15 protein-coding genes and 1 pseudogene are annotated in these 13,141 nt (G+C 70.6%); 8 read left to right on the top strand and 8 right to left on the bottom strand.

Annotated features, from left to right (window positions below; genetic code table 11):
• Nucleotides 1-40: 40 nt before the first annotated feature.
• Both CRYAR_RS51155 and CRYAR_RS41370 read right to left on the bottom strand, forming a co-directional pair.
• Nucleotides 41-902: pseudogene (locus tag CRYAR_RS51155) on the bottom strand (alkaline phosphatase); the annotation flags it as partial.
• A gap of 79 nt (nucleotides 903-981) precedes the next feature.
• Nucleotides 982-1,632 (bottom strand): 50S ribosomal protein L11 methyltransferase, encoded by a 651-nt coding sequence (locus CRYAR_RS41370; protein ID WP_169745161.1) that lies wholly within the window; start codon nucleotides 1,630-1,632, stop codon nucleotides 982-984.
• 94 nt (nucleotides 1,633-1,726) lie between these two features.
• Between CRYAR_RS41370 and CRYAR_RS41365 the strand changes: the two genes are divergently transcribed.
• Nucleotides 1,727-2,071 carry a PadR family transcriptional regulator gene (locus tag CRYAR_RS41365; protein ID WP_035869963.1) on the top strand — a complete coding sequence of 115 codons (345 nt, stop codon included), beginning with the start codon at nucleotides 1,727-1,729 and terminating at the stop codon, nucleotides 2,069-2,071.
• Nucleotides 2,068-3,042, top strand: coding sequence for a permease prefix domain 1-containing protein (locus CRYAR_RS41360; protein ID WP_035859149.1), 975 nt, complete (start codon nucleotides 2,068-2,070; stop codon nucleotides 3,040-3,042). The genes CRYAR_RS41365 and CRYAR_RS41360 overlap by 4 nt, the downstream gene beginning before the upstream one ends.
• A gap of 45 nt (nucleotides 3,043-3,087) precedes the next feature.
• On the opposite strand, the gene CRYAR_RS41355 is transcribed toward CRYAR_RS41360, so the two are convergent.
• Complete coding sequence (locus CRYAR_RS41355) at nucleotides 3,088-3,765, bottom strand: response regulator transcription factor (RefSeq protein WP_035859147.1); 678 nt, start codon at nucleotides 3,763-3,765, stop codon at nucleotides 3,088-3,090.
• Nucleotides 3,762-4,907, bottom strand: a complete 1,146-nt coding sequence (locus CRYAR_RS41350) for a sensor histidine kinase (RefSeq protein WP_035859144.1) — start codon at nucleotides 4,905-4,907, stop codon at nucleotides 3,762-3,764. The genes CRYAR_RS41355 and CRYAR_RS41350 overlap by 4 nt, the downstream gene beginning before the upstream one ends.
• A 154-nt stretch (nucleotides 4,908-5,061) precedes the next feature.
• On the opposite strand from CRYAR_RS41350, the gene CRYAR_RS41345 reads away from it, so the two are divergent.
• From CRYAR_RS41345 to CRYAR_RS41325, 5 genes are all read left to right on the top strand, one after another.
• Nucleotides 5,062-7,152 (top strand): MMPL family transporter, encoded by a 2,091-nt coding sequence (locus tag CRYAR_RS41345; RefSeq protein ID WP_035859129.1) that lies wholly within the window; start codon nucleotides 5,062-5,064, stop codon nucleotides 7,150-7,152.
• 39 nt (nucleotides 7,153-7,191) lie between these two features.
• Nucleotides 7,192-7,431 carry a hypothetical protein gene (locus CRYAR_RS41340; RefSeq protein WP_035859127.1) on the top strand — a complete coding sequence of 80 codons (240 nt, stop codon included), beginning with the start codon at nucleotides 7,192-7,194 and terminating at the stop codon, nucleotides 7,429-7,431.
• Between the two features lie 99 nt (nucleotides 7,432-7,530).
• A complete protein-coding gene (locus CRYAR_RS41335; protein WP_035859125.1) occupies nucleotides 7,531-7,809 on the top strand; it encodes a hypothetical protein in 279 nt (92 codons plus the stop codon).
• Between the two features lie 95 nt (nucleotides 7,810-7,904).
• Nucleotides 7,905-8,312 (top strand): YciI family protein, encoded by a 408-nt coding sequence (locus tag CRYAR_RS41330; RefSeq protein ID WP_035859122.1) that lies wholly within the window; start codon nucleotides 7,905-7,907, stop codon nucleotides 8,310-8,312.
• The gene (locus tag CRYAR_RS41325; RefSeq protein ID WP_035859119.1) at nucleotides 8,309-9,448 is read left to right on the top strand and encodes an RNA polymerase sigma factor; all 1,140 of its coding nucleotides are present in this window, start codon (nucleotides 8,309-8,311) and stop codon (nucleotides 9,446-9,448) included. Before CRYAR_RS41330 ends, CRYAR_RS41325 begins: the two co-directional genes overlap by 4 nt.
• Here CRYAR_RS41325 and CRYAR_RS41320 read toward each other — a convergent pair.
• Both CRYAR_RS41320 and CRYAR_RS41315 read right to left on the bottom strand, forming a co-directional pair.
• The gene (locus tag CRYAR_RS41320; RefSeq protein WP_035859113.1) at nucleotides 9,426-9,824 is read right to left on the bottom strand and encodes a RidA family protein; all 399 of its coding nucleotides are present in this window, start codon (nucleotides 9,822-9,824) and stop codon (nucleotides 9,426-9,428) included. The two genes, CRYAR_RS41325 and CRYAR_RS41320, sit on opposite strands and share 23 nt — an antisense overlap.
• A gap of 9 nt (nucleotides 9,825-9,833) precedes the next feature.
• Nucleotides 9,834-11,294, bottom strand: a complete 1,461-nt coding sequence (locus tag CRYAR_RS41315; protein WP_157018501.1) for a hypothetical protein — start codon at nucleotides 11,292-11,294, stop codon at nucleotides 9,834-9,836.
• A gap of 125 nt (nucleotides 11,295-11,419) precedes the next feature.
• On the opposite strand from CRYAR_RS41315, the gene CRYAR_RS41310 reads away from it, so the two are divergent.
• Nucleotides 11,420-11,818 (top strand): RidA family protein, encoded by a 399-nt coding sequence (locus CRYAR_RS41310; RefSeq protein WP_051571741.1) that lies wholly within the window; start codon nucleotides 11,420-11,422, stop codon nucleotides 11,816-11,818.
• Between the two features lie 47 nt (nucleotides 11,819-11,865).
• On the opposite strand, the gene CRYAR_RS50520 is transcribed toward CRYAR_RS41310, so the two are convergent.
• Complete coding sequence (locus CRYAR_RS50520; RefSeq protein ID WP_281174598.1) at nucleotides 11,866-11,994, bottom strand: hypothetical protein; 129 nt, start codon at nucleotides 11,992-11,994, stop codon at nucleotides 11,866-11,868.
• Between the two features lie 169 nt (nucleotides 11,995-12,163).
• A complete protein-coding gene (locus CRYAR_RS41305) occupies nucleotides 12,164-13,033 on the bottom strand; it encodes a CPBP family intramembrane glutamic endopeptidase (RefSeq protein WP_051571739.1) in 870 nt (289 codons plus the stop codon).
• Between the last annotated feature and the right edge of the window lie 108 nt (nucleotides 13,034-13,141).

Raw genomic sequence — 13,141 nt, 5'->3', positions numbered from 1 at the left:
GAGCGGGGCACGGCCCTCGGAAGGCGTGCCCCGCCCGGCGTCACTTGGTGAGGATCTTCGCGAGCACCTCGTGCACGTACGTGTTCGCGTGCTCGCCGGTGAACGACGACGCGTACGGGCCCGACGCGGTGACCGGCACGTTCACGCCGGTGTGGCCGCTCGTCGTCCAGTCGATCACGAACTTGTGCTGGCTGCCGGCGATCGCGAACGGTCCGTCTTCCTTGGAGATGCCGTCGCCCGACTCGTCCGCGGTGTCCTCCGCGGCCTCGACCGTGGCGCCGCCGCAGTCGTGGTCACCGGTGATGACGAGCAGCGTGTCGGGGTGCTCGTTCACATAGGCCTTGGCGACCTTGACGGCCTTCTCGAGCTCGGCCATCGACTTGAGCATCTGCGTGCCGTTGTTCTCGTGCGAGAACTCGTCGACGCCCTCCTCCTCCACGAAGAGGAAGAAGCCGTCCTTGTCCTTCGAGAGCGTCGACAGCGCCTTCGTCGTCATGTCGGCGAGCGGCACGACCGGCTGGTAGACGTCGCCCTTGCCCTCTTCCTTCTGCTGGAACATCCCCCTTGGAGAAGAGGCCGAGCAGCTTGTCACCCCGGGCGGACTTGAGCGCGGAGGCCGAAGTGACGTACGTGTAGCCGCTCTTCTTCGCCGCCTCGATCAGGTTGCCCTTCGTGCCCTTGCTGGCCTCGGTGGGGTCCTCGGCGGGCTTGTCGGGGAACGCGCCGGGGGTGCCGGCGGGCAGCCACCAGTCCTCGCCACCACCGAGGATCACGTCGGGCTCGGTGACCTGGAGGTACTGACGGGCGATGTCGTCCTGCTGCCCACGGTCGGCGGTGTTCGAGAACCACGCCGCCGGGCTCGCGTCGGTGACCTGCGCGGTCGTGACCAGACCGGTGCCCCGGCGTGGCGTCGGCCGCGCCGGTGGTGAGGGCGGCCGTACCGACCGCCACGACTACGCCTGCGGCAACCGAGCCGACCAATCATGTGGCCGGCAGCGACCAGACGTTGACGAGCGCCTCGCGGCTGCCGGTGAGTGGCTCCCACGCCGGGTGCATCGGCAGCGTGGCCTGCGTCAGACGCTCCGGCGGGGCCCAGCCGTCGATCGCGAGCGCGGCGGTCACCGGCAGGACGTCGGCCGCGGTGGTGCGTACTTCGAAGCAGCGGGCGTGCCGGAGCACGAGCCGGATCGTCTGCAGCCCGTCGTCACCGCCGCCGACGTGCAGGTGGCGTTGCCCCGGTTCGACGCCGCCCAGCACCGCGGTGGGGCGCTGGGGCGGGTTGACCGCGAGCACGTCGGCGCGCAGCAGCCCCAGCTCGGCGAAGTCGGCCTGCCACAGCGACAACCGCGCGCGGGCGTCGGGCCCACCGACCCGCTCGACGTTCTCGGCCGTCACGGCGAGCGCGGCAGCGTCCGAGTCCACCGCGACGACGTGGCGCGCCCCGTACCGCAGCGCCGCGATCGCGATCAGCCCGGCTCCGCTGCCGGCGTCGACGAGCGTCTTGCCCTCGACGTCGGACAACGTGCTGGCCAGCAGGGCCGAGAAAGCCGAAGGTTCATGGACGCCGGGGGCGACGGACAGGGTCGCGGCGACGTCTCGCCAGCCCTGCCAGTCGAGGATCGAGAGAGTCATCGGCGCCATCCTCACAGAGCCCCGTCCGCAGCCGCATCTCGATAAAACGAAGTGCCCGTTGTAATAGTGTGTGAGACACACTATGGTGAGTGACATGACAAGCGACGCGACACTCTCCAGCCACCTGCAGGAGTTGCGCCGCGGCACGGTCGTCGTTGCGAGCCTCACCGTCCTGCGGGAGCCGGGCTACGGGTACTCGCTGCTCGAAACGTTGAGCGCGGCCGGGTTCGAGGTAGAGGCCAACACGCTCTACCCGCTGCTGCGGCGTCTGGAGTCCCAAGGGCTCCTGACCAGCTCCTGGAACACCGACGAGGCCCGGCCGCGCAAGTTCTACCGCACCACCTCCGACGGCGACGCGATCGCGGACACCCTCCGCACCGAGTGGTCCCGTCTCGACTCCGCCATCACCGACCTCGACAAACTCGGGAGCCCCGAATGAACACGCTCATCGACCGCTACGTCTTCACCGCCGTCCGCCACGTCCCGGAGAAGCAGCGCACCGACATCGACCGCGAACTGCGCGCTTCGATCGACGACGCCGTCGACGCCCGCATCGAAGCCGGCGAAGACCACGACGCCGCGGTCGATGCCACCCTGCGGGAGTTAGGAGATCCACGCCGATTGGCGGATCAGTACGCCGACCGGCCGCAGTACCTGCTCGGCCCGGACCTGTACCCGGTCTGGCGGGGCATCATGAAGATGCTCTACACGATCGTCCTGCCGATCGTCGTCGTCGTCCTGGCCGGCATCCAGGCGGTCGCCGACCCGAACATCGGCCGGATCATCGGCACCTCGATCGGTGCGACGCTCACGATCGCCGCCCACATGCTGTTCTGGACCACGGGCGTGTTCTGGATCCTGGACCGCACCGGCGTCGGGAGGGAAGAGCTCGCGACCGACGAATGGACGCCGGCCGCGCTGCCGAAGTACGAGCCCCGCTCGATGGGCATCGCGGAGCTGGCCGGGTTGATCGTGTGGCCGGTGCTCGTCATCGCCGCGCTCGTCCTGCAGCAGTTCACGTTCACGGCCGAGCCGGTGCTCGATCCGGCGAACTGGTCGTTCTGGTGGCCGTACCTGCTGGTGCTGTTCGTGCTGGAGATCGCGTACGCGTTCTGGGTCTACCGGCTGGCCGCCTGGACCCATGCGGTGACCGCGGTGAACGCCGTCCTCGCGCTGGCCGTCGCTGTCCCGGTCGTGTGGCTGCTGGCCAGCGACAAGTTCTTCAACCCGGAGTACATCGACAGCCTCAACTGGGGCGAGATCGACAACCCCGGTATGTGGCTCACCCGGATCGTCGTCGTGTCGGTGATCTTCGGTACCGGCTTCGACATCATCGACACCGGGCTGAAGGCCGAGCGGGCCCGCCGGGGCCTCGCCACCGCGATTCCCGGCACCCAGCAGCCGTACTGAGACGCGTGGCCGAGCCCCGCCCGGGTTTTCCCGGGCGGGGCTTTCTCAGTGCCCGATGTCGAAGTTCCCCGGCTCGACCAGCGCGCTCTCGTACGCGAACACCACGATCTGCGCCCGGTCGCGCAGGCCGAGCTTGGTGAGGATGCTCGACACGTGCGACTTCACGGTCGCCGGCCCGACGTAGAGCTCCTGCGCGATCTCGGTGTTCGTCGCGCCCCGGGCGACTGCGATCACGATGTCCCGTTCGCGGTCGGTCAACCGCTCGAGCCGTCCCGCCACCGCCGTGTTGACGCCCGGCCGCGCGGCGAAGCGGCTGATCAGACGACGGGTGATCGAGGGCGCGATCAGCGCGCCGCCCGCGGCCACCGTGCGCACCGCGACCGCCAGCTCCGCCGGTGGGATGTCCTTGAGCACGAAGCCGCTCGCCCCCGAACGCAGCGCCTGGTAGACGTACTCGTCCGGGTCGAAGGTGGTGAGGATCAGCACGCGCACCGGCCAGTCCGCGTCGGTGAGGATCCGCGCGGTGGCTTCCAGCCCGTCCAGCTCCGGCATCCGGATGTCCATCAGGATGACGTCGGGACGGTGTTCGTGCGCGGCCTCGATGGCCTGCAGACCGGTGCCGGCCTCGGCCACGACGTCGATGTCGGGTTGGGCTCGGAGGATCATGCTGAAGCCGCCGCGCACCAGCGCCTGGTCGTCGGCCACGACGACGCGGAGGTTCACGCGGTCGTCCCGTCGCGCGGCAGGCGGGCCACGACGCGGAACCCGCCTTCGGCGCGCGGGCCGGCCTCGAGCGTGCCGCCCAGGAGCACAGCGCGTTCGCGCATGCCGATCAGGCCGTGGCCCGGAGCGCGTGGCGGTGTCCCGGCGGCCCCGGAGTCGGTCACCTCGACGACCACCTCGGCTCCGTCCTCACGCAGGTGCACGTCGGCCCGGGTGCCGGGACCGCTGTGTTTGAGCACGTTCGTCAACGCCTCCTGGACGATGCGGTAGGCCGACAGCTGGATCCGGGTGGGCAGCGGACCGGAGAGCTCGTCGACGATCGTGACGTCCAGACCGGCGTTGGCGACCTGCTCGATCAGCCGAGGCACGTCGGCGAGCCCCGGCTGCGGCCCGACGCCGTTCGCCGCGGGCTCGGGACGGAGCACACCGAGCAGGTGGCGCAGCTCCTCGAGCGTCTGACGTCCGGCCTGCTCGACCGCGGCCATCGCCTCGCGAGCGGAGTCGGGGTCGACCGCCACCACGGCCTGCGCGGCCCCGGCCTGCACGGTCATCATGCTCACCTGGTGGGCGACGACGTCGTGCAGCTCACGCGCGATGTGCGTGCGTTCCTCGGCGACGATGCGACGCAGCTCGTCGTCACGCTGGCGGCGCCGCTGAGCGGCGTGTTCGCTGCGCAGCCGCAGACGACGCCCGACGTACCAGATGACGAACATGAACACGACGCCGATCGCGGTCTCGCCCCAGCTCGTCCTCGTGGTGAGCCCGTCGATCGCGAGCGCGCCCATCGAGGCGGTCAGGCCGGCCAGCGCCAGGCGCACGTCGACCACGTACCGGCCGACGCTGTAGAGCGCGGCGACCATGATGAAACCGACGTCGTAACCGTCGCTCAGCAGCAGCGACAGCCAGCAGATCAGCACGATCGCGAGGGTCAGCAGCGGCGCCTGGCGCCGGAGGTACAGCGCGCTCCCGGCGATGGCCAGCGCCAGCGTCACCGCGAACGGCACCGCGGTGAGGTCGCGGACCACCCAGGAGTCGTTCGGGCCGTCCTCCAGGAACAGCGCACCGGCGAACAACACGGCGGCCAGCACCGCGTCGGAAGCCCGCGGCCACCGCGCGAACGGGCCGCGGAACGAAAGCTGCATCGCCGCCTCCTCGCAGGCTCATCCGCACGGTAGGGGGCGGACGGGCGCGCCGTCATCCGCCTGGCGGCGGGCGCGTTCTCCGCCGCGGGACGGAGAACACCGTCCGTCTTCCGCCGGGCGACCCGATACCCGGCCCGGACCCACCCTGACGGCCATGAACACCTTCACTCGGCGACTGGGTACCGCCAGCGCCCGCAGGCCCTGGACCACACTTCTGACCTGGGCGCTCGCCGCCGCCGCCCTGCTCGGGCTGGCCGGCGTGGCCGGCGGTTCGTTCGCCGACGACTTCGTCGCACCGGGAAGCCGGAGCGAGCGCGCGATGGAGCTGCTCGAGGAGCGGTTCCCGGCGGCGGGTGACGGGGTCGCCGTCGCCGTGTTCGCGGCCGACGACCTCGCCGATCACCGGACGGCGATCGCCGCCGCGGTGGCGCGGATCGCGTCGGTCGAGCACGTGACCGCCGTGACCGACCCGTTCGCCGCGGGCACGGTCTCGTCCGACGGGCGGATCGGCTACACCGAGATCACGTTCGACGTGCCGGCGACCGAGATCGGACCCGAACCGTTCGCCGACATCACCGAGGTGCTCCGCCCGGCGGCCGGGGACGGGCTGACCACCGAACTCGGTGGCGACGCGGCTTTCATCAACGCCGAGGAGGCCACGTCGGGCGCGGAGGTGGTCGGCATCCTGGCCGCCCTGGTCGTGCTGCTCGTCGCGTTCGGCACCGTGGTGGCCGCGCTGATCCCGATCGTGCTCGCGCTGACCGTGGTGGGGGCCGGGTTCGGGGGCATCGCGCTGCTGGCGCACACGATGGACGTGTCGACGGCGGCCCCGACGATCGCCGCGATGATCGGGCTGGGCGTCGGGATCGACTACGCGCTGTTCATCGTCGCGCGGTACCGGGAGGCGCGGGCCGCGGGCAGCCCCACCGCGCTCGGCGACGCGATGGGCACCGCCGGGACGTCGGTGCTGTTCGCCGGCGGCACCGTGGTGGTCGCCATGGTGGCGCTGGTGCTGACCGGCCTGGGGTTCCTGGTGTCGATCGGTCTCGCGACGGCGATCGTGGTCTTCGCCGCGGTGCTGGCCGCGCTGACGCTGCTACCGGCGATCCTGTCCCTCCTCGGTGACCGCATCGACAAGGGCCGCCTGCCGTTGCGACGGAGCACCGACTCCCGCTGGGGCCGGGTCGCGCGCCACGTGTCCCGGCGGCCGGTCGCGTACCTGCTGGCCTCCACGGCCGTGCTGCTGACGCTGGCCGCGCCGGCGCTGAGCATGCGCACCGGGTTCCCCGACGCCGGCGACGACGCGACGAGCATCAGCCACCGCCGGGCCTACGACCTGCTGGCCGAGGGCTTCGGTCCGGGCATCAACGGGCCGCTGCTGGTGGTGGCCGATCTACGCGGCGCCGACACCGACGTCCCCGCGCTCGCGCAGCGCATCGCCGCGGACCCGGGCGTCGCGTCGGTCGGCGACCCGATGACGTCACCGGCCGGGGACACCGCCGTGCTGCGGGTACTCACGTCCACCCCGCCCTCCGACGCGTCGACGTCCGACACCCTCGAGCGCCTGCGTGACCTGGTGCCCGACAACGTGGCGATCGCCGGCCTGACCGCGGTGACCGACGACCTGACGCGCCAGCTCGACCGGACGCTGCCGATCTTCGTCCTCGGCATCCTCGTCTCGTCGTTCGTGCTGTTGTTGCTGGTCTTCCGCTCGATCGTGGTGCCGCTCAAGGCCGTGCTGATGAACCTGCTCTCGATCGGCGCCGCGTACGGCGTGGTCGTGGCGGTGTTCCAGTGGGGGTGGCTGAAGGAGCTGTTCGGGCTGGAGAGCACGATCGTGATCGCGTCGCCGCTGCCGACGATCTTCTTCGCGGTGCTGTTCGGCCTCTCGATGGACTACGAGGTGTTCCTGCTGTCGCGGATCCGCGAGGCGTACCTGGCCGACGGCGACCCGGTCGGCTCGGTGGCGCGGGGAATCGCGTCGACCGGGCGCGTGATCACGTCCGCGGCGTTGATCATGGCCGCGGTGTTCATGGCGTTCGTGTTCAGCCCGTCGCCGCTGTCACGCATGATCGGGCTCGGGTTGGCCACCGCCGTCCTGCTCGACGCCACCCTGGTGCGGCTGGTCTTCGTGCCGGCGGCGATGACGCTGCTGGGCAAGGCGAACTGGTGGTTCCCGCATCGGCGTCGGAAGGCCGGCGTTGACGCTGACGTTGTGTTCGTCTCTGGTCACAACCTGTCATGACGGGTGTATGGCTGCGTTCGTGGTGGGTAGCCCTCGTACATGAAGATCCTGCTCGGCCTCGCGCTGGTGATCCTGGCCGCGTTGGCGGTGCGCTGGCTGATCACCGCCCGTCGGCAGAACGTCCTTCCGGAGCACGACAGGGACGAGATTCTCGGTCCTCATCTCCCGTTGCGGCCCTCCGGTCAGGTGTCCCGCGCCCTGCGCGCGAACGGCTACACCGAGGTCCGCCGCGCGGACGAGGAGCCCGAGCCGGGATCCGGCCCGATGCTCCGTCCCTGAGTACGTAGATCCTGGTGCCGGGCCTCTACCTCTGGTTAGAGGCCCGGTTCGCGCTCATGGAGGACGAGAACGACCTGCCACGGCCGTAGCGTCGTAGGCATGACCACATCGACCTCGAAGCGCCACGTCGTCGCCGCCGTCCTCACCGTGGCCGGCGGGTTGGCGCTCATCGTTCTCGGCTGGTGGTTCGTCGGATTCGAGTACCAGGGCGACTGGGGACGCTTCGCGGACGGCTCGTGGTGGGCGAGCGAGGCCGTCAAGGCGGTTGGCCTCCTGGCGTTCGGCAAGGTCGGCTTCAAGGTCGCGCTGGTGTGCGTCGGCGCGGCGATAGCGATCGGCGCGAAGGTCGTGAGCCGGCGTCGCCGCGAACTTTCTTGAAAACCTCGGCCGACGATGTCGAGAACCGGTTTCCGGCTCCGTCTCTGGGGCGATCGTGACCACGATGGGTCACACCCGCACCAAGGAGAACCGAGATGGCCAAGTACCTGCTGCTCAAGCACTACCGCGGCGCGCCGTCGGCCGTGAACGACGTTCCGATGGACCAGTGGACGCCGGACGAGATCTCGGCCCACATGCAGTTCATGGGTGACTTCGCGGGCCGGCTCGAGAAGTCGGGCGAGTTCGTCGACGGGCAGGCGCTCGCGCCCGAGGGGACGTTCGTCCGCTACGACGGCGAGGGTCGCCCGCCGGTGACCGACGGTCCGTTCGCGGAGACGAAGGACCTCATCGCCGGCTGGTACATCATCGACGTCGACAGCTACGAACGCGCCGTGGAACTGGCCGGGGAGCTGTCGGCCGCGCCCGGCAAGGACGGCAAGCCGATCCACGAGTGGCTCGAGCTGCGTCCGCTGCTGTCGGCGCCGTCGAACACGTCCGAATGAACGAAGCGCTGATCCGGGGGCTGACCCCGGGGGTGCTCGGAATCCTCGTCCGCCGCGGAGCTGACTTCGCGGCGGCCGAGGACGCCGTGCAGGAGGCGCTCGTCGAAGCGGTCCGGGTCTGGCCGGCGGAGATGCCGCAGGACCCCAAGAGCTGGCTGGTCACGGTCGCGTGGCGCAAATTCCTCGACGCCGCCCGCTCGGAGACCGCGCGCCGGCGCCGGGAAGTGGCCGAAGAGCCGACCCCGGGCCCGACCCCGCAGACCGACGACACGCTCCAGCTCTACTTCTTGTGCGCGCACCCGTCGCTGACCCCGTCGTCGGCCGTGGCCCTCACGCTGCGCGCGGTCGGCGGCCTGACGACCCGCCAGATCGCCCAGGCCTACCTGGTGCCCGAGGCGACGATGGCCCAACGCATCAGCCGGGCCAAGCGCACGGTGTCCGACGTACGGTTCGATCAGCCCGGCGACGTCGCCACCGTGCTCCGCGTTCTGTACCTGGTCTTCAACGAGGGGTACTCGGGTGACGTGGACCTGGCCGCCGAGGCGATCCGGCTCACCCGGCAGCTCGCGGCCGCGATCGACCACCCCGAGGTGGCCGGTCTGCTCGCGTTGATGCTGCTCCACAACGCGCGCCGGCCGTCGCGGACCGCGCCCGACGGCAGCCTGGTGGCGCTCGCGGCCCAGGACCGAACGCGGTGGGACACCACGGCGATCGCCGAGGGCGTCGGGATCCTGCAGGCCGCGCTGGCCCGCGACCGACTCGGCGAATTCCAGGCCCAGGCGGCGATCGCCGCGCTCCACGCGGACGCGCGGACCGCCGAGGAGACCGACTGGGTGCAGATCGTCGAGTGGTACGACGAGCTGCTCCGATTCACCGACAGCCCGGTCGTGCGGCTCAACCGCGCGGTCGCGGTGGGGGAGGCCGACGGGGCGCGGGCCGGGTTGGCGGCGCTCGCCGCGCTCGACGACTCGTTGCCTCGCTACTCCGCGGTGTCGGCGTACCTCCACGAACGCGACGGCGACCCGGCGAGGGCGGCCGAGCTCTACGTCGAAGCCGCTCGGAAAGCCGTTGACCTGGCCGAACGCGACTACTTGACTCGCCAGGCCGCCCGGATCAGGACGGAATCCCGACGATGAGGTCGATCTCGACCGTGGCGCCGACGGCGAGACCGGTGGAGCCGACGCAGGTGCGGGCCGGCAGCGGGCCGCTGAACCAGCTGACGTACTCGGCGTTGAAGCGGTCGTAGTCGGAGAAGTCGGTGAGGTACACGCGCACCATCAGCGCGTCGTCGAGCACCGCGCCGAACTGCGCGAGCACCGCGGCGAGGTTCCGGAACACCTGCCCGGTCTGCACGACGACGTCACCGGGCACGAGTTGGCCGGTCGCCGGGTCGGTGGGCATCTGACCGGTGACGTAGAGCGTGTCGCCCCATCGCACGGCGTGCGAGAACGGCCCGACACCCGGCGGCACACCGGTGGACGGATCGAACGTGTAAGCAGTGCGCTCCGGCATGGGGCGACTCTAATTCACCAGCTGCCGCATCACGTCCACGGGCAGGGCCGGGTTCGAGGCAGCGGCGCGGGCCAGCTCGGGGTCGTCGAGCAAGGCCACGATCTGCTTCGGCGGGAGCTGCGGCGAGGCGGCGACGGCCTGCCGTACGTCGTGGTCGGGGTCGTACCGCAGCGTGTCGACGATGCTGGGCTCGGCGTCCGGATCGAACGCGACGAGCAGACGCAGCGCCGGGTCGGGGTCGCGCCAGTACCGGGCCAGACCGGCGCCGGGGAAGCCCGGCTTGCGGGGCAGGGTCGCCCGTCCACAGCCCGTGTACTCCAGATAGCTGCCCAGCAACAGTCGCGGCGGAGCGTCGGCCGAGTGCAACGCGAGCAGAATTCGGACGCCGGGGTCGCCATCGGCGGCCAGCACCGGCACGAGGGTCGGCGGCAGTTCCGGCGAGCGCGCAGCGCGACGACGCAGCAGCACGTTCGACGAGCGCGCCCACCGCGCCACCTCGTCGGGCGTCCAGGCCGGATCGACCCGCCACGAACCGGAGTGCTCGCAGTCGGGGCCGAAGTCGCCCTCGCCGGGCACGTAGCGCAGATCGACGCCGATCGCGGCGCGCTGCTCCTCGGTGAGCGCCGGGTGCACCGAAACCGCGTTCCGGACGACGGGGTGCGGATCGATGAGCAGCTGCGCGACCTGGCCGGCGGTGAGGTCGTCGCGATGAGCGATCGCGCTGCGGACCTCCGGCGCGGGATGACCGATCAGCGCGGAGACCGCATCCGCGGGCACGTGCGGGTTGGTGGCCAGCACCGTGAGGTCGTTCGGGTCGCTCCGGGCCAGCACGTGGTCGACGACCTCGCGGGTGAGCGGGCGACCCAGCTGCATCCAGCGCCCGAAGCCGGGTTCAGGGGTGAGCTCGTCGAGTTCGGTGGCGCGTTCGACGCGGTCCTCGAAGGCTTGCCGGACGGACTGCGCGGGGTCCTTCTGCAGCGCGGCCCGATCGGTGGGGGACAGCTGGTGCTCGAAGAAGACCGCGGCGGCGCGGACGTTCGGGTTGGCGTGGCGCGCGGCCGGCGTCACCAGCCGCCGATCGTCGGCCATCGCGAGGCACAGCTCCTGGCGCGCCTCCCGGGTGTTGAGCAGACCGCTGGCCGCGACCCGATCGAAGCCTTCGAGGTAACGGCCCACCGCATCGGCCGGTAACGGCTTCCGCCGGTCGTGGCGCACGCGCGCGACCACGAGCGGATCCGGGTCGTCGACCATCCGGACGCGAATGCGCAGGTCGACGTCGAGGTTGCCGGCCAGCCCGCCGCGCACCTCGCGCTCGGGGTGACGCAGCATCACGTCGATCACCGGGGCCGGTAGCGGGCGGCAGGTAAGTTCGCTGCCCAGACTCTGGCCGTGCCGGTCGATCAGCCGGATGAGCACGTCAGCCGGCGCCGCGGGATTGAGGGCAAGTCCTTCGAGGACAGCTGTCGGCACGGGCGCCATCCTGCCGCAACGGTTCAAACGGGCGCGGATCGGGTTAGGGCGGACTCTGCGTGACCATTCACGCACATTGCGCGTGTGGGTTGGTGGGTGGGCGCTCGATACGCGACCGTGGATCCATGACCCACCAGCTGATCAGTCCGCCGGGCCTCGCCACCACCGCGCCGTACGCCTATGCCGCACTCGTCGCCGCGGGGCAGTTGGTCTTCACCGCTGGTGCCTGCCCGCTGGACTCGACCGGCAGTACTACGCCCGTCGGTGATCTGGTCGGCCAGTGCCATCAGGCGGTCGCGAATTTGCAGACCGCGCTGGAGGCGGCCGGTGCCGACCTCGCCGACGTCGTCAAGACCACCATTTACGTGGCGTCTGACCGGCGGGAAGACTTGAGCGCCGCCTGGGCGACGATCACCGCGTATTTCACGCCCCAGCCGCCGAGCACGTTGGTGGGGGTGACCGTGCTCGGGTACCCCGACCAACTCGTCGAGGTGGAGGCGGTTGCGGTGGTGGCGCCGACATGAGGAAGCCCGGAGCGACGAGCGCTCCGGGCTTCGTTCATTCGGGTGGTTCAGCTGCAGGGGTTGTAGTCCCAGCAGTCGTTGTACCGCTTCTTGTGGTGGCGACGACGACGCGGCTTGCACTCGTTGTAGTCCCAGTCGTTGCACTGGTTGTAGTCGTAGTCGTAGCAGCCGCTCATGTCGTCCAGCCTCCTGAAAGTTTGTGTGTTCCTGATGTGCCAATAGCTTCGCGCGGAAATGGAGTCGGCTCGATCGGCCGCGCAACCCCCGAAACGTTCGGTTCGCAACACTGGCGCCCCACCCACCGGTCCATAAACCGCAACCAGACCGGCTCCAAGCCCCGAACCCCTACTCGCTCCGCGCCCCCACCAGAGACCTCGACGACTCGCGCACCTGAGCCCTCGGCCGGAGCTGCCCGGCACGAACCGCTCGGCGCAGCATCACGACCGTGATCGCCAGCCCCACCACCAGCGCGAACACGCTCGCCTCCGGCCCGAACCCACCGCCGGTCAGCGCCTCGGGTCCACCCAGCGTCGTGTGCAGCAGGCTGGTGTCCTCTTCCGCCGCCCCCGACACCGTGACCCCGAACAACCCCCCACCCACGAAGTTCCACGCGAAATGCAGCCCGATCCCCAGCCACAGCGACCGCGTCAGAACATAGGCGGCGGCGAGCATCGTGCCGCCTTCGATGCCGATCGCCAGCGTGCCCCACAGAGTCGCCCCCGGGTTCACCAGGTGAACCAACCCGAACAGCAGGGACGACGCCGCGATCGCGACCACGCTTCCCACCCGCTCCTCGAGGATGCGGAAGATGACGCCACGGAACAGCAGTTCCTCGTTCACCGCGACGCTCGTCATCGCGCCGAAGCTGATCAGCATGCCGCCGAACGAGCCGCCGCCGACGTGGTCCCAGCCGCCGAACATGCCGATCAGGAGCATCGTCGTGGTGAACGCGGCCGACCCGATCAGAACCCCGCGACGCAGGCCGGTCCAGGTTCCGGCGCTCGGCAGTTCGTCGACCGTGGTCCGGCCTTCGACCGTGCGGGTCAGCCAGCGGTAGCCGAACACCGCGCCGGCCGCGGTGGCGAACCCCATCGCGAGGGCGAGAACCGGATGGTGCGACGCGACGATGTTGAGACCGCGGGCTCCGACGAGCACCACCGCGAGCCCGGCGATCAGAATCGGCACCCGGAAACGCTGGATCCGGCTTGTCGTCATCGGTCCGTCCCTCTCTCAGCTGCGTGTTTTCGACACGACCGAGATTAGGAACTCCGAACCGTCGCCAAATCCCTCCGAGCTGGACAGTTGCGAGTAGCTCGCACGGGG

Origin of the sequence: Cryptosporangium arvum DSM 44712 (assembly GCF_000585375.1) — a bacterium.
Lineage (GTDB): Bacteria > Actinomycetota > Actinomycetes > Mycobacteriales > Cryptosporangiaceae > Cryptosporangium > Cryptosporangium arvum.
Note: the sequence above shows the minus strand (reverse complement) of the source record. Positions and strands in the feature narration are given on the sequence as shown.